Source organism: Bacillus sp. RC51 (assembly GCF_044908115.1).
Taxonomy (GTDB): domain Bacteria; phylum Bacillota; class Bacilli; order Bacillales; family Bacillaceae_G; genus Bacillus_A; species Bacillus_A mycoides.
Map to the genome: position 1 here is coordinate 77643 of NZ_JBIYCW010000018.1, position 22282 is coordinate 99924.

Consider the following 22282-nt stretch of genomic DNA (forward strand, 5'->3'; position numbering starts at 1 on the left):
AAAGTTACTATGTATGAATTAATTTCAATACATTATAAATGATAATAAGCAAAGCGCACGTTTATTGTTAATAAACGTGCGCTTTACTTAATTCATAAAATAGAAATTTTTTTCAACTTGATAACACTTTTAAAATTAAGATGTTTGTTTTATAGGTATCTGTTTACTTCTATTCTCAACAAGTTTATCTAATAATAAGTAAACAAATCCAGACATAACACATCCCACACCTAAGATTGTAAATAATATATGCCCTAGAAGATGCTCCAGTAATAAACCGCCTAAAAGAGGCCCTAATATATTACCTGTAATCCACTGCAGATTAGCGGCTCCCATATAAGTACCCCTCAAATGTTCTGGAGCTAAATTAGCAACGAAAGTCATTTGGACAGGTGACATAATCATTTCTCCTAAAGTATAAACTGTATAAGCTATTAATAATGAAACTAAAATAACTAAATCGTTTGTGTTTATTACTTGAAACCACTTTGGTAACCATCCTATTGCCAAAAGACCAATACCAAAAAGAATTGCGCCATATAGCATTGATTTCCCAATCGATTTGTGAGTTAACCATTTTGAAATGGGAAATTGAAAAAAAACAACTAATAGGCCATTTAACGTCATTAAATATGGAAATGGATTACTATTTCCAAAAATCATTGTCTTCTCATTACTAAAATGAAGCGGTAACATACCTTCCGATTGCGAGAATCCCATAAATATAATGATTCCTGTAACTATATAGAAAAGTAATATCCTATCCCTTATAACAACTCTTAATGTGGATCTTATTGAATTTCCAGGTGTTTCTTCATGTATCATGACATTTTTAGGTTTTGTTTCCTTTAAAAACAGTACCATTAATATTGTATAAAACAGCATGGTTCCAGAAGTAATCAAAAAGATGACATCTTTTGATACAACTACAACTGCTGCGCCAATTATAGGACCTATCGCTGCTCCTATATTATGAGCCATTCTAAGTAATCCATATGCCTCAGTTCTTTTTTCTGGTTCTGTTACATCCGTAACCATCGCAGATGCGGCTGGTTCAAAAAAAGAGTTACATAACCCTAAACCGATAGATAAGATTGCATATGCTATAAAACCATCTATGAACAAAAAAAACAGCATTAATAACCCATTACTGGCCATAGAGAGTACCATAGTTGGTTTCCGGCCATAAGTATCTGCTATATGTCCTCCAATTAACGAGCCTATACTTGCTGCAATTGGAGATAAAGCTATGATCACACCTACCTCAAGCAAAGAATCTACTTTATCCTTTAAATATAATGCAAAAAATGGCATTAACATCATCATTGCAATACCATTTAAAGCTTCTCCAATAAAGCGAATCCATACATTAAGGTCCATCCCCTTGAACTCTTTCCATGTACTTCTCATATATATCTCACCTATGCTCACTGTATATTTTTTATTACAGAATTTATGAAGCGTGAAAGCCCACGCAGGACTTTAGTCCGTCTTTAGACGTGGGATGAAAGCAGCGTTTTTGCATAGCAAAACATGGTATACTTTATTTATAGTCATGCAAAAGACTCTAAAACGACTGTTCTCTGAAAACAGAATACATATGAGGTTGGGGTAGCAAATTCTTCTACTCCGTAAAATGTATTAAGTCGTCATGCAAAAGACGTAAAAACATTTGAGAACCAATAATCTGTATGGTATGGTCACAGTACCGTAGCCCACGAACCTATATGGTCTGTTGTGGGAGTGGTGATGGCACACCGCAATCTTGCACGTCAGCGATACCAGAAATGGACTTCGCCTTTGGTAGCAAGAATCCCACTGACGTTAGTCAGCTGGCCCCTTTAGGGGTGGGAGTGTCAAGTAAAGAGCTTTATAACACTTTTACCAAAATCTAAATTTAGCAAAATAAGCTACCAATTCATAAAAATACTTATCTTTTGATAAAATAATATAAACTCGTACCAATAATCTCCAGTGCATCTTGCATACGTTGAGCCGAGATGTTCTCTAAAACGGTATCTTGAGGTGTATGGAAAACCCTTTCAACATGATAAATAAGAGGATCCCAACTCTCTACATCCATCCATATAAATAAAGCAGAGGGAATTCCTGCTTGATTAAATGGTACATGATCACTAGAATCAAACTTTCCAGTCAACACAACCGATTTCCTCAATTCTTTACTAGTAGCTACAGCAGTATTTGTTACTTCATTTTGAGAGCCATCTAACGTCATTGCATATAAATCCTTAGCCTGATAATAACTTGTTGCAATCATATCTGCATTAAACACTCCTCGAATACGTGTTTTGTCTTTAGCAGATAACTGATTAACATAATGATAAGCTCCTAAAGATTCATTTTCTTCCGCTCCAAAAGCAATAAATTGAATTTCTTTATTAGTCTCTATATCTTTAAAATTGTAAGCCAACTCTAATAAAAGCCCTACTCCAGAAGCATTATCGTTTGCTCCAGGTGCCCCAATAACACTATCATAATGAGCACTCATTATTGTTACTTCCTCATCACCTGTCGTATGTTTAGGCTTTTTTTTCGCAATAACATTTGATGAGCGTAAATTTACTTCTTGCTTTGCCTTTAAACTGACTACATTGTGATTATGTAATAACTTTTCTTTCATTCTAATCCCCTGATTATAGGCAAGCCCAAATACAGGTATCGATTGTTTCTTTTTTAAAACTGGATTAAAAGCTTCTCCATAGTTCCCTCTATCCCCAATCGTACTATATAACAACACACCCTTTGCTCCCTTTATCGCTACATGCTCAACCTGTTCATTATATTTTTCAATAGTATCGGCTTGTTCTAATAATACTATCTTCCCATGGATCGACTCAGGTAAACTATTAATATTGGTTTCTTTTCCTATAAAAACTACCGAGCCAACCACTGGATTTGTAGATATAAATGCATTAGATGCGGCCCCAACCTGCCAATCTTTTTCCCCATACATACTAAAAGAAATACTTCCAATATATTGATCAGGTACAGGGAATGCTTGATACTCAACCTCATATCCTAATTTCTGCAATGTATCTCCAATGTATTTAGCTGCTCTATGTTCTTGCATAGTCCCACTTGGCCGTGGACCAATTTTTTCAGAAAGAAAACGTATATGCTCAATGGCACGATTAGCACGAACTTTTTCTGTTACAGGAGAATACAGATTATTATTAACCATAGCATTTACTTTTACTGGTTCTCCATATGGATTACTAAAAAAGAAAAGCAATAGAATTCCAAAACTTACAATGATTTTTTTTGTAATAGCTAATTTTTTCATTTGTCCTCCCTTTTATTAGAAAACATTAATAGTAAAACCTTTCCTTCTAACATACTTATTTAGAAGAAAAGGTTTACTAAAATCATCTCTAACTCAAATTACTTGTTATGATATTAAAGCAGTAACTCTTTTTATATCTTTAAAAAATTCGAGTTTGCTTGTACGCCAGTAATATTCTTTTGGAACCAATTAAGAGTCTCCCATGATTTCACTCTATTTGTGTAATCAGTCTCCTGTACTTCAAATACAATTCCTATATTTCTACTTGAAACTTGATTCTTTACTTTTAATAAAGTTTCATGTAATAAATTTTCATTAATAGAACCATTAGTCGGACTTTCTCCCTCAAAGCAGCGTACCTCACTATAAGGAATCGTCAAATGTTTAAAAGAACTAAAATGTAAATGTTTGATATGATCCATTAAATTTATATACTTATGAAAGTCTTTATACTCAATTTCCTCTTGTCTTAATAATTTAGAAATTCCTAGACGTGTAAGATAAGTGATAGACCAATGGCATATATCCCACGTTATTCCAACATTAGATAAATCCAAATTTACCAAGTCATTAAAATCTTCTGGGTATACAAATATAGGATCAAAGTCATCACCTAAGTTTCCAATGATGGGTAAGTTTTCAACACCTATCCATATATTGGTTCCTTTTATTTCCTCATCTATCATTTTAAAGAACTCTATAATTCTTTTTCTATTATCAATAAGATTATAAGTCTGAAATTCTGCTATGTTCATAAATTGATTAGCATGAACTGTTATACCTGCTGCGTTATATTTTATAGCAAGATTAATAAACTCATATAACTGTTTTTTTATAAATTCACTATTTAAATAGTCTGCATTATCAGTTGGAAAATGCAAGGTTAATAAAGATGGATTAAGTGTTTGAACAAAAGAAAGTACATCTGAAAACTTTGTTGTATATGACTTATCATGTAAAGATTCTCCATCAAAAATATTTGCTTCTAATCCATAACCTTGTTCAACCCATTTTAAATCAATTTGTTTGCTATCTAATCCAAAGAATGGTACCTGTGGTATTAACATATTCTCTTCACCTACCATGTTCCTCTTACTAACATAAATGCTTCAGCCGCTTTATATCCTGACTTTGCTCCCCATACAAAAGCATTGTGCTTCATTGCTTCTATTGAACGTGGGTGAGGAAATTCCCTTAACTCCGATTCATAATGTTTCATCGCATTTAATTTTGTCTCCAAATGTTCTTCAATATTTACGAAATAATTAGGAAGAAACTTATCTTTCTCATTATAATTCCACTCAGTAGAAGATAAGGTTTCATATGCAAACACCCATTTAACATTACTATTTGGTAGAGGTCGTGTAGCTGTCATCACTGCTCTATAAACAACAGTATGATCGATATTTATATCTCCACCATATTGAGTATAAATAATCGTAGGGTTTATTTTATTAATGTGCTCTTCAATTTCTTTTACAACATCTAGTAATGGCAATGTATCAAGACGATTATCAGGAAAATCTAACCTCGCAAAACTTGTTACACCAAGTGTAGTACATGCCCCCTCCGTTTCTTTATAAGACAGGCTCTTAACCTCTAAATCTAGTTCTCTGTATTCTTTAGATCTCGAAGATTTCCCCTCTGCAAGGATTACAACATGTACATCATCACCTTGTTCCACGTGTTTTGCTATTGTTCCACCAACACCAATAATTTCATCATCCGGGTGTGCAGCAAATACTAGTACATTCATATGATTTTAAACTCCTTTAATTAATTTTTCTGTTTCCTCTGGACCACAATTTAACAAAACATCTAGCATAGATAAATGCGGTATAAACTCACCAAATAACTGTGGATAAGAATACTCTCTTATCCTTTGGTACATGATTTCTATATTTTCATGCTCAAAATCACTTTCTATTAAATAATCTTGACCTAAACTTCCAGAATAATAAGTACTGGCATTAAACTTTTGACAAAGCTCTAGTACAAAATCACTTTTTTTCCCTGTAATACCCTCTATCTCTGATGCATAATATAATTCCGTATCAATATTTAATTCTCGAATAATAAAATGAATAAAATTCATATTTAGACTGTTAAGATTGTCCCATTTTTCTGAATAAAAACCCTCTAGATAATCCTTGTATACATTGAAATAGGGCGCATTAGAGTAATTAATTCTTATTGTCTTCCAATGCTTTCTCTCCCAATCTTGTGTATTATCTATCTTTAACTTATTCAATGGGATTTCTTTATAATTTTTCATTTGCATCGGAACCGTTAACCAGGATACTCCTTGGGAAGTTTTAATACGATTTCTATTTAAAAAACCTTTCTTTTCAAATTGTGCTATATCATGAAATACAAACACATCCGATTTATGAATTTTTTCAAAAAAACCATACCAAGGTAAATAACTTGGTTGGTGGCCACTAATAATCATAGTTTAAATCCTCTCTTTTAAACAAAAACATTTTTTCAAAGCTGCTCCCCAGTATATCTTAGGTCTAGCAATCCCTTTATTATGTGAATAGCCTAAATCCGCATACTTTAATTTATTATGAATTGCTAATTCAAACGCAACATTTAGTAGTAAGTATGAAGATTGTGTATTTTTCCCTTTGATATTATTAATATTAATCCAGTAATATAAAACTTGTTTATCCATTATAAATATACTGGAACTAATTAGTTCTTCTTCTAAGAATGCTCCTAAGAAAAGGATTCTTTCTTTTAAATTTATAAATAAATAATAAAAAAACTCTCTACTAAATGAATAACTCGCTCCTATACTGTTATTATGTTCCTGATATAAATTGTAAAATTCATCTAATTCTTCTAAGGCTATAGGCCGAATTTCAACACTCTGTTTACGGGCATATCTAACACTTGTCCTAGCTTTTCCTGAACACGATGTCCATAAATCCTCAAAATTATTTGGTAGATCTAACATATAAGTTTCTTTATACTCCCACTTTTCATCACTATAACTTTGAAAAGGATTTATTGTTATAGGTAATAAAAGCTTTTGAATTTTATTTTCAAACTTCCTATTTATTATCGATTCATAAAATGCAAAATCTATTTTATCTTGGCCAATGATTACAGGGCCTCCATAACCAATTAAACTTCCCAGCACCCTACCATCCTGTACATATATAGGAGATAAAACTACTGTACCCCTTGTTTTTATTAATACTGGAAAAAATTGAACACCAGGTAATAATTCCATTAATTTTCCCCATTCATAACAATGGAATACGGAACCATTATATTCTTCCATACAAGTATCCCAATATTGGGCATCAGTACATATTTCGATTTCCATATAATCACCTTTTACTTCTTTTTCTCTAAATATATTAGAATTTGACTACATATATACTTAAGGTCTTTTTTCCTTAAAGGATATTTAAAAGGTATTGATAATACTCTAGACCATAAAAATTCTATATTTTTTGACTCTGTGGCATAATTGGAAAAGATAGGGATTTCACCTAAAGGTAGATAATTCCAACAAGTTTGTATTCCTTTTTCCGCCAAATATACGGAACACTCATATCTATCAGAGGGTTCTTTGAAAATAATAGTGAAATAGTTCAAATAAACATTCTGAGCTGAAAATATAATCTTTACCCCGTACTTTTCTTCAATTGATTGCAGCATCGTATAACACAAACTGGCATTACATATATTAATTTCTAAAATCTTTTTCGTTCTCTTTAAGTGTTTATCAATTAGCAATGAGCGTAATGTGGACATTGTTTTTGGATATATAACTTCCGTTTCCTCTGGCAAAGAATCCAATTTGCTATCATTATAAGAAGGAATAATCCCTGACTTTTCCCAATAATCAGTAAATAAACTCAGTAGCCTACTCTTCTTAATTCTTAAAGCTAATTGCGTTTTCAGGTGGTTTTTATAATCTAAAAGCACTTCTTCTTTCTTTTCTTCATCCATATTACACAAGTCATTTACCGTACGATTAAGAAGTAATGCTCCTCCCCCTATACTTGGGATGGGTTTAGTTCCCCCAAAACTTAAAATTCCAATGTCACCTAAACTACCAATTAATTTTTCGTTTTGATAAGAGAACATTGCTTGTGCTGCATCATCAATTATATAAATATCATTGTCTCTGGCCCAATTAATAACCTCTAAATCTTCATGACATCCATACACATGTGTAAGAATAATTGCTCTTGTATTTTCATTTGAGTATTTTTTTATTTTATTAAGAGAAAGTGAGTAATCAGTAGTCAAATCAATTAATACAGGTTTTGCTCCTACTGTTAATACAGCCTCTATTACATTAGGACAATTAAAATTTGATAAAATTACTTCATCCTCTTTTTTTATCTTTAGATACTTTAACCCTGCTACTAATGCCGACGAACCACTATTAGTTAATATAATTTCGGAATTAGGGTAGAGAGTTTGTAAACTCTCTTTTAGATTAGAATGATTGGATCTATATATACTTTTCAAAAAATATATATGATCAAATATACTCCAAAAAGAAGGATATATTGGATACTTAATTTTTTTGGGGTTTTTAGGATATAGATACTGTGTTTCCATATTTCTCCTCTATTATTATCTCTAACCCTTTATTTAATGAAATAACTGGTTGATAGTTTAATAATAATTGAGCTTTTTCTATCGAAGGGATTCTTCTAAATATTTCTATGTTAGAATCTCTTACTCCCTCATCTCCTAAATTAAGAAATTCAATTTCACTTTTGTTTCCCATTAACTCATTGATTTTTCCCGCTAATTCCTCCATAGATATAGGCTTGTTATTTCCTATATTAAAATCAGCAAAATTCTCTCCTTCATATTCAAATGCTAATATAGTTCCGTTAACAATATCGCTAATATAACTAAAGCATCTAATTTGCTGTCCGTCCCCATAAATAGTAATATTTTCGCCGTTATGAGTTTGTTTTAAAAACTTAGAAATCACAAAGTTATCATTTTGTTGTGAACCGTATACATTAAAATAACGTACCACTCTGACTTTAAAACTATTATTAGCATATTCTTTCAAAAAATCTTCTGACATTAATTTAGCTTTTCCATAAGCTGATTTGGGAATTTTGACATCATTTTCTTTAAACGGAACACTCACACCATCCCCATACACCTCGGAACTAGAAGAAAATAATAACTTATCTATTCCATTTTCTATACAAACTTCTACAATATTTTTCGTGCCTTCAAAATTCACCCTGACTACATCTTCTTCATTTGAACGGCAATTATCAACACCTACTAATGCAGCTAAATGTATGACCCCATCCACATTAATAAGCTTTTCTCTTAATGTCGCAATATCTAAGATATCAATTTCTTCAAAAGGAACATCAATACTTGGTTTAAATTTATCAAATATAATTACTTCATAACCTCTTGCTATTAACTCCTTTGTAACATGTTTACCAATAAATCCACCGCCACCAATAACTCCTATCTTCATAAATATTTACCTCCCTACCTTTAATTGGTATAAACTTTTTAAAGATGTAACGATATGTTCAACCTCATTTTCTGTAAGTGCACTATACAATGGTAATGAAATAATTTGATCAAATACTTCTTCTGTTTTGGGTAAATGTACATTAAATCTCTCTTGATAATATGGATGCATATGAACGGGAATAAAGTGAACACTCAGCCCAATATTTCTCTTTTTCATTTCTTGAATCATCTGATCTCTACTGATAGGAGAATTAGGATTAATCTTTATAACAAATAAATGCCATGCATGTTTTATACTTGGATTGTTTACATAGTTAGGTAATGTTATATACTCTTGGATTTCTTTTAATTCTTCCTGGTATATTTCCGCTATTCTCTTTCGTTTTTCAATCATTTTATCAGCTCTTTTTAACTGACTAATACCTAAGCTAGCTTGTAGATCCATCATGTTATACTTAAATCCAGGTAATAGAACATCATAACGCCAACTTCCTTTTTCGCCATAACGATTCCATGCATTCTTGGTGATGCCATGCCAACCATATAATCTAGCTTTTTCAGCAATCTCCTCATTTTTAGTGACTAACGCTCCACCTTCACCTGTTGTTATATTTTTAGTAGCATAAAAACTAAAACAAATAATATCTCCATGTGTACCAATCAAAGTATCATCATACTTAGTTCCTAATGCATGAGCCGCATCCTCTATCAGAAATAAGCCGTGTTCTTTACATATCTTTTGAAGTTCTTTTAATTTGGCTGGGTATCCAGCAAAATGAACTGCAATAATGGCTTTAGTTTTTTTAGTGATTTTTCTTTTAACATCATGGAGGTCAAGACATAAATCCTCTTCATCTATGTCTACAAATACTGGTTTTGCACCTACATGCATAATAACGTTTACACTTGAACAAAAAGTAAAACTTGGAACTATTACTTCATCTTCTAATCCAATCCCCAAAGACAATAACGCTAAATGTAACGCCGCAGTCCCTGAATTGCAACTTACTACATGTTCAGTATTTAGATATTCTTTTAAATTCTCTTCAAACTCTATCACTTTTGGCCCCTTTGAAAGCCATCCAGACTTAAGAGCACGAATAACTCCCTCAACATCTTCATCATTTATTTCTGGTCGATAAAAAGGAATAAATTCTACCATATAATCACCTACAAACATATAATATTTTTTTTATATATTGATTCATCTTTAAATATGTTTCTTGTATCTAAAATTAAGCAATTTGCCTCATTGAACAAATTAAAATTAATACAATCATGATCCGTATGAACAATAATTAAATGGTATTTATTTAATGCATTCATAGTTAAATCGATAGATTTTTTCACATTATGATTGTCCACAATTAGATCCTCAATAAATGGATCATGGTAATCGACGTTATACCCTTCTAGCATTAAACCATTCATAATATCCAAAGCTGACGATTCTCTAGCATCGTTAACATTTTTCTTATATGCTACGCCAATCATAAGAACATTCTTTCCATCTTCATCTTGTAGTAACTGTAATGCCCTTTTAATAATATAATTTGGCATGTTTTCGTTAATTTCTTGTGCTACATCAATCATTCTTGTTGCCAAATCTTTATTATTTGCAATCCACTTAAAATATATAGGATCAATTGGAATACAATGTCCTCCTACACCAGGACCTGGATAGAATTTTTGAAATCCAAACGGCTTAGTCCCAGAGGCATCAATTACTTCCCAAATATTAATGTTTAATTCATTACATATTTGTGTCATTTCATTAATAAAAGCAATATTTATAAAACGGTAAGTGTTTTCTAATAACTTTGCTGTCTCTGCTACTTCTGGACTACTGACCTTATGGATCCCATTAATTAGGTTACTGTAAAAGGCTGCAGCACAATCTGTACAATTAGACGTAACTCCCCCTACAATTTTAATAATATCTTGGATTGAAAATGATTTATTCGCAGGGTCAATCCTCTCTGGAGAGTATGCTACAAAAATATCTGTACCAATTTCAAAATTGGTTTCATGTTCTAATTTATATAAAATCTCTTCTCTTGTTGTACCTGGATAAGTAGTACTTTCTAGAATGACTAATGTACCCTTTCTAATGTACTTGACTATTTCATTAGCTGCTGAATGAATATATGTTAAATCTGGTTGTTTACTATCTTTTTCTAAAGGAGTAGGAACACATATAACGACAACATCACATCCATTTATATATTTCATTTCTGTACTAATAAAAAACCTATTTGTATGTAAAGCATCTTGGATTTCGGTATCCTGTATATCACTGATATAACTTGTTCCACATTCTAATTTTTCTATTTTAGCTGTGCTTTTATCGAATCCTCTTACCTCATAACCCGCTTCTAAACATTTAAGAGCCGATGGTAGTCCAACATATCCCAGACCAATATATCCAATACACGCACTTTTATTCACAATTTTTTCAACTAATGATTTTTTAATTTCATTATTTAATGCAGTGACCATTACTTATCACTTCCCCAGAAATTTAATATTAAAATTCTTACTAGCAAATAAGAACTGTGCGTTCTAAAAGCCCATGGATGCATATAAAATACTGAATTAGCAACAAACTAAATTATTAATACTATCATTCCTCCTAATGTAATAAGCATTTAAATTTGTAGAAAAATCACCTCAAACATCAAAGTGTTTTCTTATATCTATAATATTCACACGTTATTTTATGGGATTCAATTGATTTTTTTCTAATTTTTTACTTTCTCAATACATAATAATATTTATTATTATGAAAATTCTAATTTTAATAACTGTACATTTTTATATCATTGAAACGACATAATAGTTGTTATATCTACATTTAGTAAGAATTTCATCCCATAATAAAGTAAAAATTACACTCATAATTATCCAATAAATTACACATAACGATTATTCAAATGAATATTTAATTATAACTAAAACGGATGAATTTCATATTTTTTACTTTTTATTAAAATTAATGGAAAAAAATCTATCTGAATTATAAAAAACAATTTGAAATATATTCAAATTGTTGACATAACAGATACATTTATTAACACTTGTTTATCTTGTAATAATTCACAAATACATATACTCGCTCTTACTACCCACAAATCATAATGACGCATTACATCAAAAAATCGCAACTCTCCACATTTAATGGACGTTGCGATTTTTATGTACAAATAATTTTTATATATTTTGCGTTAACCTAATCATATCCATACATTGAATACCATTTTCATATATTTCTTCATTATAATTGCGTAAGAAAAAGTCCTTATCCACACTGGTTATTCTAAAACCACATTTTTGATAAAGGCCTAATTGCATTAAACTAGAATTCCCCGTGCCTATTTCTATAGTTTTATATTCTTCTTTTTTAGCATAGTCTATAGCAAATCTAAGTAAATATTTCCCATATCCTTTTCCTTGCTCTTTTTCGGAAACTGCTATATTTATAATCTCAATTGTTTCAGTTCGAGTAGGAATTAAAATCATAATACCCACAGTAACAGCACCTTTTTTTAAAACAAAACAATCCCCCTTTTTAAGATACCCATTAACTACTTCTGTTGAGGGATCAGCTAGTAATAATAACTCCATTTCTTCCATGTTAATACTTGTACCTTTTTCTATACTAATTCCATCCCAATTATTTAATTCCATTTCTAACATCCTCCCAATTAATATTTTCAATTAATATCTTAAATGAATTCCTTCTTATAAGACAATATCAACAACAATATTAATATTTAGTAATAGACAGAGTGTTGAGAAATCCTCTTGGGTTTCCAACACTCTGTCATCTTTTCGAATTTTATAGAATAAATATCATAAAATATGATAGAAACTATAAATTTACCAATTAATCCACATAATAGGTATATATGTTATTTTATTTCTGTTTTTTCATTTCTTCTTGCCATGTAGCACCAAAACCACCTGATGGCGTATACTCATGGACAGCTTGCCAATCTTTGAACTCAAATTTTCGTATTAAAAACCTCTCTTTTTTACAAACTTTTACATTTATTCCCTCCCCTCAAAAAATCGTAACTTTATTTCAAATCCACATTTAACCCTTAAAACAAAAAGAACTTGTAGGAATCTCTACAAGTTCTTTTTAGTTTCAGATGAATATACGAGACAAACAAACTATCTTACAGATTCATCATAGAAATTACAGGGGTAATGCTTTGACAATTATATTATATAACAAATATTAACAGCCATAAATTTTAATTTTGAAAATTACGTGTATTAAGAACGAAATTAGCTTTTTTCTTAAATATTATTAATTTCGTTTACTACTAACTTCTTTTTCCTTAAATAAACTGCCCGATCCGATTTTTTTGCAACTTCTTGTGAATGCGTAACTACAATTACACATTTATCCTCTTGATGAGCGAGCTCCTGAAACAACTCAATAATTTCATTTGCTGTTTCTCCATCAAGGTTTCCTGTTGGTTCATCAGCAATCAATAAATCGACATTGCAAGATAGTGCTCGAGCAATTGCTACACGTTGTTGTTGTCCACCACTTAGTTGCAAGACATTTCGTTTCGGTTCGCTTCTACTTCTGTGAGTCCTACCTTCTCTAATAATTCTAATGCTCTTGCTTTTTTATTTTGTACCTTCACACCTGTAATTTCCATTAATCAACTATCTACTTTAAGTATGATTTACTTTTTTCGGAAATCTAAGAGAATATAAAAAAATTTATATTTTATATCAAAGTTTTTTAGGAATGATTAATACTAAATAAAATGTTTATTACAGTACATAAAAGAACCAATTCCATTAAGAAATGAAATTGGTTTTACACAGGACCTATTCTCTATAGTAAGCATTAAACAATATTAAAACCTAATATAATATATATCTTTAATATATAAAGAAAAAAGATAATACTTTTATACAGAGGGAAAAGAGTGTTAAAACAGTGCTGTGCTAAGGGTTCATAATTACTCTAGCCGCAAAAAATCATAAAAAGTAAATACTGGGAACGTACTTAATGAGCTGGATGATGATTAAAAACTACAAAATATCGTAAAGTAGGTATATAAAATCTACATATAATCATCGTTAATTTGATTCGAGTGAATGAATAAATAATAAATGCAAATTTCGCTGACTTACGAACAAACTTTCCACATTTCTTAAAAACTATGACCAATTTATTAACAAATTGGTCATAGTTAGGAACAGAATCCACTTTTTAAACATAACTAACAGAATTTTTTCTGATTTTAAGTAGATTTAGAGATAGAACATGATAAGAACAGTACTTAAAGCTTTCTATTATACACATCAGGACAAAATTATTAAGATATCAACAGAATAATAAAAAATATTTATGCTTTTTTGTAGATGAAATGGCATAAAAAAATAAAAATTCAGATTCTTCAACTCGGAAATTGTGAATATCTCATTTTGTTCCACGTGCAATGTATGTAATTGCATAAAAAATAGAGAGTCGTAATCATTAAGATTGAAAACTTTCTCTCTGTTTTGTTTGAAGTAATGCATTCCACATGTTATCTCCAATACGAATAGCCCTCCACTTTTGTTTTTTCAAAAATAGAGAGCTTTATCTTTACATTGCTGGAAGCAGCTGATCGACCGTATGCGGTACTTCACTAGTTGAACGGTAATATGCTTCTAAGGACTGTAGAAACTGAATTAAATTAAAGTCTTCAGCGACCTCAATTACACGAATCTTTTCCTTCGGCAATTTATCAATTTTTTCAATGAACAGTTCACGAATATCGCTAGGGATTTGATTTCCTTTATGCCCACTAGATTTTAATAGTTCGCGAATTTCAATTTCTAATGCTGTATATGCGTTAATATTTACTCCTTGCTCATAAGCATATTTCCTAAATAGTGATTCCTCTTGATACTGCATGTAATTACGGTGATAAGCATCTATGGTTACAGGTACAGCATATTTCGCATGAAGCAGGTCATGCGCTTTCCGGAATAGCTTTTGAACATTGCGTAAAGAGTATATAGCAAAATGAGTACCAAATTTAAAAATGGCCTCTTCTTGTTCATGCTTTGGTACATTGTGTGTAATTAAAGGATAAATACCAGTTTTAGCGGCTGTGTCTAATACACGATATTGAGAAGATTGCTTTAATAATTTACTTAGTGTATAAACAAGCTTTTTCGGATATCCTTCTTGTCGATCAATTATTTCTCGTAATCCACGAACTACTTGGCGAATTTGACGATGACAAGAGTGTTTTAAAACGTTAATGAATTGGTTCATATCCTTTGCAAATTCAGCAATATTCATTTCAACTAACAAGTTCTCAATGAATTTAACTTTACGCTTATATGTATCTCGTGGTGTAAATGGATCACGGTATTCTGCTCCTTCTTCTTTCGCGCATAAGAAATCAGGATGTACAGATAAATGCAATGTTGTGTATTGCTTTTTATTCCTCTTCCCTTTTTCTAACTTGCAAATTTTAAATAAAGGAGATCCAGTAGCAGAAAGTTTTGTTTCTAATTCCTCAAGTACAGCACGAATCTGATGTGGGTATTTCTTATGTAAGTAACGATACATACCACCAAAGTGTGTTGAGTTTCCTTGTTCATCAACTTTGAATAAAGAACGTTTCAGGGTAGTTTCGCGTTTCTGCTGCATTGCTACATCCATGAATAGTTTCTTAGCTGCAATGGATAACTCAAAGAATTCTTTGGTAAATACTATCGGGCTAATAAATGTATATGCATTTGCTTTATTCGTTTCCTTATTCATGAAATCAGTTAAGATGATTTTATATTTACCACTGTACTCATTTTCGATTGTAATGATGTTATGGAAACTTAACTTCTTCAAAGCCACATAAAATTGTGAGTGGTGAATATGTGCAAATGCTTCTTTATAATTTTTATAATCTTCCCAAAGCATGTGGATCGATACATGCGAAAGCTCACCATATATATTACATTTTTTATAAAGAAATAGAAATACTTCTAAATCAGCATTTGTAATACCATATAGCTTATGTTTTCTGCCCTCATTTTTATCAAATACACTTACTTTATCTAAAACTTTTTTCATTTTCAGTGAAAAAGATGGCTTTGCTTGTTCAACAAACCCCTCTTCATCTGCAATTCGTTCTTCATAGGACATTGACTTCACAATGTCTTCTAAATAAGTATCTTTAAAACTGTAATACCTACCTTCCAAAGCTTCTACTAACTTTTGCCATGATTTAATTGTTACAATTACCGGTGTTGTTGTTTCACCATTCAAACTACGTTTGTTCTTTATAACGAAAGGTTTTTCCATCTTTTTCACCTCCTTTTATTTTAAGTTGCAGTTTTCCCCACAATTAGGTATAGAATTACATTTTTGATTATATCAAATCGAATGCTGGTGAAATCTGTCCCTTTAAGAGGAAAAACAAAAAAATGAAACGTGCCTCAATCCCTTGTGCGACAAGGGGTTTGACGTTTCATGAAAAAAAGTTTGTTGCCACCATAGGTCTATGAAGTTTAGTAAATATGAAACGTAGTATAAATTGTAGTAAATCTTTATTAAGCATTGATTTAATAGGGTTTTTCGCTGATTTCGTTTTAAAGTTGTAGCCATCATATAGCTATAACGTTTCATGTTTTGGTTGAATAATAATATTTTGTAAATACCACAGAAACGTTGTTATATAGGGATATAGATTTGCTTTTATTTGAAAAGTTGTAGCCATCATACCGCTATAAACGTTTCATTTTATTTCATATTTCCTGCCGTCATATAGCTATAGCGTTTCATGTTTTCAAAACAACTTAACTTATATAAAAAACCGCTGTAACCCTTGGTATATAAGGGTTTTCGTGATTTTTTATGATGATAGTTGTGGCCATCATATAGCTATAATGGTTTAATCGAGTTTTCAATCATATTTTATGAAATGGCTTTATATCAACGTTTATCATAAAATCATATAGAATAAAATTTTTTTTAGAAGGATAATGATCAGGGCATGCTCGTTTCATTTTTTAAGAGTTGTAGCCATCATATAGCTATAACGTTTCATAAATTACTAAATTGTTGCCACAATAGAGCTATGTCTAATTAAAGATAAGGAATTGCAGCCACAATAAGGCTGCATGATTTCAAGTAAAGAGTTATAGCCATGATAAGGCTGTATGATTTTAAGTAAAGAGTTATAGCCACAATAAGGCTGCATGATTTCAAGTAAAGAGTTATAGCCATGATAAGGCTGTATGATTTCAAGTAAGGAGTTATAGCCATGATAAGGCTGTATGATTTCAAGTAAGAAGCAGCTGGTTATAAAGGGTGTAACCTAATGTAGTAAGTTATCTAAGCTGTAGGAAGAAAATCAGTGTAAATAGTTAATTTACTTTTAAAAATTGAAACTGTATTGTAAAGTAGTAATTTTACAAATAGAAACAGTTTTATATAATAAAGACAAGCACAGAAGAAATTAAATGAGTCCATAATTAGATTGTATAAGAAAGCTGATACTTGTAAGGACTATTCTGATAATATTTTAACTTCAAGGCTATGTAGCCATCATATAGCTATGACGTTTCACATTTTTAAGATGCAAATTATGTTTGTAATTAACATTGTTAGGAGGTATTTAAATATGGAAAAAGTATTAGTATTGTTCAGTGATGCCCTCCTACTTGCTGCTCCAATTTATGAAGAAAATAAGCAGTTATGGGGCAAATGGAATAAATATTATAAAGAAGTACAAGAGAATCACGATAAATTAGTAACATCTGCTAATATGTCCCCTTCCTTTTCAACGCTTGTTTCTTGGTTAGGTCAGAAACAAGAGCAAGGAGTATCGGTATTGAACATTTATGCCAATCTGGATAAATATAAAATTGAGATTCAAAATGTACTAGATAAGATCATTGAACAAGAATTCGGAGGAAAAGTTGAAGCAGTTGAGCCAACTCAAATTTCAATTTTTGAAGATAGTCAGGTAAAAGAACATATAGCAGATATATCGGATGATTACTATCCTGTAACTAATGACGCAATGTACTATCAATTACGTGATGGAATAGCAAAAAATCATTTTGAGGAAGATGAAGCAGTAGCAAAACCGGTATTGCCATTAGAAACGAAAAATTCAAGTGGAGTTGCACAACTATCCTCACATAAGGATGAGGATTTGAGACTAGTTAACACAAACGAAGCAGAGAGATGGTCCATATTGGTCGATGGAGTAATTAGTAATATGGATGACCTTACAGCAGATTGTTTGGATACCATTACAATCCAGTGGCTAAATCAAGCTAAATCACCAGATGAATTCATAGATTTTAGTTATGAAAACGTATTGGAATTGTGCAATATGCCAAAAGCATCCGCAAATGGTGTAGAGTATTATCGCGCAGAAGATAAGATAAAAATAGCACAACGTATTGCAGCTTTAGCTAGTATCTTTATTTATTTGAATGATGATAATGAAGTTGTAGTATTGAACGATCAAGCAGAAACTGGGAAACAATTCGAAATGAAACGTGAAGTAATCAAAAGGCTGTTCGTACTTGATTCTGTAGTGTTATGGAGAGATAAGAATACTAATGAATACATGGGAATAGAATCCTGTAAGATTAAGCCAGGTAGTTTCTTATCAGGTTATTTGTATGGATCTAATAGTACAACTGCTTTATTGTCGAAAAAAGCATTAGAGTATAATAGCTATAGACACAAGTTTCATAAACGTTTAATACGTTATTTATCTTGGCAGTGGCGAATTCGTCAACAATACAGTACTTTAAAAAGGCCATACTCCATTGGTGGAGAAAAAGGTCTACTATCTGTAATAGGTATTAAAACAACGAAGGGTCGCCCAACTCGAATCCGAGAACAACTGGAAAATGTTTTAATTGACTTAGAAAAAGAAAATGTCATTTCACATTGGGCATATGCAGAAGAATTGGATGAAACAAAGATAGGCGAACGTAATTGGTTTAAGAATTACTATGAAAAGTTGGGAATCATTATCTTACCTCCAAAAGAATTGATGAATAATATAGATAGTATGGTGAAGAAAAAAACAATAGATATGCAAGAGAAGCAGGAAGAACCTTATACTGCAGATACAGTAAAACAAACTACTATAGGATCAGAGGATATGATTCGGGAAAAAATCATGCATCAGCATATGCATCAAAATAAAACAATGCGTGAGATAGCAGATGAAATAGGTTTATCCCCTGCTACGCTATCAAGATTTTGTAATAAAAAAATGAAACGCATTTCAAAAAGTGTTAATGAAAAACTTAACAAGTGGTATGAAAGACAAATGATTATAGAATCTATGTGAAAAGAAGCAGATACCTTTAAGAGGTACCTGCTTCTTTTTTAGAGAGTGTAATGTTGCCGAATGTGTCAATTCAAGTTTCCGTAAGATAACGAAAAAGCGCTTTCCCGACCGGAAACGCCTTAATAAAAGTTCTGTTTTTACGTGTAAAAGAAATCCAAAACAAATGGAATGTCGGTCATATCCGCAAGTGGTCAATGGTGTTGAATCAACTTATAGATAACGATAAATTCGCCAAAACGTATTGAAAAAATACAGTATTTACCTATCGTAATTTAAATGCTTCGTTTGTTCGATAAGATAATTTGATATATCTGTGTTGGTGCCATTTCGCAAGAGGAATTCCACTAAATCTTGCTTTTGAAGAACAGGATTAATAACGGCTCCATCTATCTGACTTAGAATCTCAACGATGCCATGATGTGAAAAACTCTTGATTGCTTTAAAAAGTTCTGCATCACGTTTCTTTCGTTCGGCGGATTCTTCAGGATACCCAGTATTGAACGGTTCTTCAAATAGTTTCTCAAGCGTGAAGCGAAGATTTAATTCGCCCGCCCAACCGAAGTTCAATCCAAGTGGCAGTGATGCACAGTTTCCGTTATTTATCCTACCGAATAGGAACGCATCTGTTGGAGTTGGCAGATAACCACTAATGACATTCGGAAGTGTATTACAGGCAATCGACATACCAACACCGCTACTACATCCAGTGACGACAAAATCAACTGCACCTAAATTTAGAAGTAGACCAACAGCTAAGGACACTTGGATATAGCTTAACTCGGATTCTTCAACTGTAACACCAAAATTGAGCACTTCATATCCATGCCTCGCCACAGCCCTTTTTGTCCCTTCAAAAATCAGTTCATTTTTGCTAATTTGGGTACTTGCTTGTATCACCGCTATCTTCATTCTTCCACGACCTTTCGATTTAATTATCACACAAACCGAAAGTCAAAAGAAGATAAAAAAGACAGAAGCGATCTTGCCTTAATATTTGCTATTCTCTGTGTTCGTTTCAAAAACTTACACAGATTTCTTGACAATCCCAATATTTTATTTATAACTATTTCTATAAGTAGTTTTTAGTCTACGTTACATCTTCTCTAATATTTCTTGTCTTTCACACCATTTTGTTAACTTTTCTAATGCTTTTTTAGACAAGCGTTTTGTTTTATAATTACAAAATCTAGACAGCGTAGATGGCGAAATACTAACTTCATCTGCTATTTCACGAATACTTACATTTTTTTCATTATGCACTTTCAGTATTTGATCCCGAATTTTCTTCTCTCTTTGTTCGACTGGTTCCACAGTCTCCCTAACCTCTTCAACAACTGTTACTACAGGTAATTGATCTTGTGGTTCCTCTATAAATTTCTTTCCTATTCCACTATCCATTGACTGTAGCATTTCCTCAGGCGGTAAAATAGTTATACCTAAGTTAGAGTAATAATTTTTAAACCAGTTACGTTTCCCAACTTGTTGTTCATCAAGCGGGTCACTATACTCCCAATGAGAAATTACCTTCTCATTTTCTAAATCCATTAAAACATTCTCTAGCTGTTCTCTAATTCGATTTGGCTTCCAATCTTTTGGAATATCCATTACTGATAGTAAACCCTTGTCCCCTCCTATAGAATATGGCTTTTTCAATGATGAATACATTTGTCTAATTCTCCATTGCCATGTTAAATATCGAATTAACCTTTTATGATATTTATGTCTATAACTATTGTATTCAAGTGCTTTTTTTGACAATAATGCTGTTGTATTATTTGATCCGTATAAATAATTCGTTAAAAAACTACCTGGCTTAATACGACAAGATTCAATCCCCATATATTCGTTTGTAACACTATGTCTCCACAATACAACCGAATCTAAAACAAATAACCTTTTAATAACCTCACGCTTTAATTCTACTCGTTCTCCTTCGTCATCACGATCGTTTAGTACTACGACCTCATTATCATCATTTAAATAGATAAAAATACTTGCTAAAGCCGCAATCCTCTTCGCTATTTTAATTTTATCTTCCGCTCGATAATATTCTTTATTTTTAACGACTGTCTTTGGAATATTGCACATCTCTAAAACTTGCTCGTATGAAAAATCAATGAATTCATCTGGAGATTTCGCCTCATTTATCCACTGTATTGTAATTGCATCTAAACAGTCTGCCGTCAAATCATCCATATTACTCATTACATCATCAACAAGGGTATTCCATCGAGCTGATTCTTCATTGTTTGTAAGTCTTAAATCCTCGTCTTTGTGTGAAGAAAGTTGAGCTACACCATTAGAAGACTTCGTTTCAATGGGATACTGTAGGACTTTACTTTTTTCATCTTCTTCAAATTGATTCTTTGCAATTCCATCTCTTAGTTTATAATAAACAGCAGAATTATTTACTTCGTAATAATCCTCATGGTTCACTATATTTGTCTTATCTATATTTTGATCATTTTCTAATATTATGGAATTTGAATGCGCTACATTCTGAAATTCTTTTTCTATATACTCTTCAATTTCCTTATATATTTCTTCCTTATAAGAATCAATCTTCGCATAAATTTGTACTAATGTAATTCCGGATTCTTGCTTTTTCTCTAACCAAGATACTAATGCAGTAAATGATGGAGAAGCATAGTGTGAGGTTAGTACTTTGTTATTATTGTTTTCAACATCTTTAAAGTACGCATTCCACTTATTCCATAATAGCTCGTTCGTTTTATAAATTGGCTCAGAGATTAGCAATGCATCTCGGAACATTTGTAATAAGTTATCCACTTTATATTCCTCCCTAAACCATGGATCACAACAAAGTAGTTTTCATCATAAAAATCTTTACTACTATTATATTTAATTTATTGTAACAGATATTTACAAGATTTTGCGGTTTCTTCTCCTTAATTCCTTAACTTGCAACATGTTTGCTCTTTCTTTTCCCTATTCCTCTTTGCTTGCATTCCTTTTGCGCTTTTCTTTCCTTTACTCTTCAACTTGCAACATGTTTGCTCTTTCTTTTCCCTATTCCTCTTTGCTTGATTCCTTTTGCGCTTTTCTTTCCTTTCCTCTTCAACTTGCAACACGTTTGCTCTTTCTTTTCCCTATTCCTCTTTGCTTGCATTCCTTTTGCGCT

15 protein-coding genes and 3 pseudogenes are annotated in these 22282 nt (G+C 31.7%); 2 read left to right on the forward strand and 16 right to left on the reverse strand.

Going from position 1 to position 22282, the window contains the following annotated elements; translation table 11 throughout:
* Positions 1 to 135 precede the first annotated feature (135 nt).
* From ABH959_RS25930 to ABH959_RS25995, 14 genes and pseudogenes are all read right to left on the reverse strand, one after another.
* Complete coding sequence (locus tag ABH959_RS25930; protein WP_085313271.1) at positions 136 to 1410, reverse strand: MDR family MFS transporter; 1275 nt, start codon at positions 1408 to 1410, stop codon at positions 136 to 138.
* Positions 1411 to 1930: 520 nt separating this feature from the next.
* Entirely contained in the window at positions 1931 to 3304 is a 1374-nt protein-coding gene (locus ABH959_RS25935; RefSeq protein WP_404493368.1) for a M28 family metallopeptidase, read from the reverse strand.
* 131 nt (positions 3305 to 3435) lie between these two features.
* Complete coding sequence (locus ABH959_RS25940; RefSeq protein ID WP_242311581.1) at positions 3436 to 4371, reverse strand: sugar phosphate isomerase/epimerase; 936 nt, start codon at positions 4369 to 4371, stop codon at positions 3436 to 3438.
* 11 nt (positions 4372 to 4382) lie between these two features.
* Positions 4383 to 5060, reverse strand: a complete 678-nt coding sequence (locus tag ABH959_RS25945) for a PIG-L deacetylase family protein (RefSeq protein WP_002068796.1) — start codon at positions 5058 to 5060, stop codon at positions 4383 to 4385.
* A 6-nt stretch (positions 5061 to 5066) separates the two neighbouring features.
* Entirely contained in the window at positions 5067 to 5756 is a 690-nt protein-coding gene (locus ABH959_RS25950) for a WbqC family protein (RefSeq protein ID WP_085313268.1), read from the reverse strand.
* Positions 5757 to 5759: 3 nt separating this feature from the next.
* Positions 5760 to 6641 carry a peptidoglycan bridge formation glycyltransferase FemA/FemB family protein gene (locus tag ABH959_RS25955; protein ID WP_113937380.1) on the reverse strand — a complete coding sequence of 294 codons (882 nt, stop codon included), beginning with the start codon at positions 6639 to 6641 and terminating at the stop codon, positions 5760 to 5762.
* Positions 6642 to 6652: 11 nt separating this feature from the next.
* Positions 6653 to 7894: an aminotransferase class V-fold PLP-dependent enzyme gene (locus tag ABH959_RS25960; RefSeq protein ID WP_404493369.1), complete on the reverse strand. Its 1242-nt coding sequence runs from the start codon at positions 7892 to 7894 to the stop codon at positions 6653 to 6655.
* On the reverse strand, positions 7869 to 8792 hold the full coding sequence (locus tag ABH959_RS25965) for an NAD-dependent epimerase/dehydratase family protein (RefSeq protein ID WP_016096897.1): 924 nt from the start codon (positions 8790 to 8792) through the stop codon (positions 7869 to 7871). The genes ABH959_RS25960 and ABH959_RS25965 overlap by 26 nt, the downstream gene beginning before the upstream one ends.
* A 6-nt stretch (positions 8793 to 8798) precedes the next feature.
* The gene (locus ABH959_RS25970) at positions 8799 to 9956 is read right to left on the reverse strand and encodes a DegT/DnrJ/EryC1/StrS family aminotransferase (RefSeq protein ID WP_242311585.1); all 1158 of its coding nucleotides are present in this window, start codon (positions 9954 to 9956) and stop codon (positions 8799 to 8801) included.
* A gap of 8 nt (positions 9957 to 9964) precedes the next feature.
* Positions 9965 to 11293, reverse strand: coding sequence for a nucleotide sugar dehydrogenase (locus ABH959_RS25975; RefSeq protein ID WP_002068787.1), 1329 nt, complete (start codon positions 11291 to 11293; stop codon positions 9965 to 9967).
* 711 nt (positions 11294 to 12004) lie between these two features.
* A complete protein-coding gene (locus ABH959_RS25980) occupies positions 12005 to 12481 on the reverse strand; it encodes a GNAT family N-acetyltransferase (RefSeq protein ID WP_016096899.1) in 477 nt (158 codons plus the stop codon).
* A 283-nt stretch (positions 12482 to 12764) separates the two neighbouring features.
* A pseudogene (locus ABH959_RS25985) lies at positions 12765 to 12848 on the reverse strand (GNAT family N-acetyltransferase); the annotation flags it as partial.
* Positions 12849 to 13099: 251 nt separating this feature from the next.
* Positions 13100 to 13470 (reverse strand): annotated as a pseudogene (locus tag ABH959_RS25990) (ATP-binding cassette domain-containing protein); the annotation flags it as partial.
* A gap of 941 nt (positions 13471 to 14411) precedes the next feature.
* The gene (locus tag ABH959_RS25995; RefSeq protein WP_404493371.1) at positions 14412 to 16121 is read right to left on the reverse strand and encodes a hypothetical protein; all 1710 of its coding nucleotides are present in this window, start codon (positions 16119 to 16121) and stop codon (positions 14412 to 14414) included.
* Positions 16122 to 17442: 1321 nt separating this feature from the next.
* Between ABH959_RS25995 and ABH959_RS26000 the strand changes: the two genes are divergently transcribed.
* Together ABH959_RS26000 and ABH959_RS29445 are read left to right on the forward strand one after the other, a co-directional pair.
* Positions 17443 to 19140 carry a helix-turn-helix domain-containing protein gene (locus tag ABH959_RS26000; protein ID WP_002068878.1) on the forward strand — a complete coding sequence of 566 codons (1698 nt, stop codon included), beginning with the start codon at positions 17443 to 17445 and terminating at the stop codon, positions 19138 to 19140.
* A 49-nt stretch (positions 19141 to 19189) separates the two neighbouring features.
* Positions 19190 to 19411, forward strand: a pseudogene (locus tag ABH959_RS29445) (IS256 family transposase); the annotation flags it as partial.
* Here the strand turns inward: ABH959_RS29445 and ABH959_RS26005 are convergent.
* Together ABH959_RS26005 and ABH959_RS26010 are read right to left on the reverse strand one after the other, a co-directional pair.
* Entirely contained in the window at positions 19399 to 20049 is a 651-nt protein-coding gene (locus tag ABH959_RS26005; RefSeq protein ID WP_404493372.1) for an RpiB/LacA/LacB family sugar-phosphate isomerase, read from the reverse strand. The pseudogene ABH959_RS29445 and the gene ABH959_RS26005 sit on opposite strands and share 13 nt — an antisense overlap.
* Before the next feature lie 183 nt (positions 20050 to 20232).
* Positions 20233 to 21930, reverse strand: a complete 1698-nt coding sequence (locus tag ABH959_RS26010) for a helix-turn-helix domain-containing protein (protein ID WP_002068881.1) — start codon at positions 21928 to 21930, stop codon at positions 20233 to 20235.
* Positions 21931 to 22282: the final 352 nt, after the last annotated feature.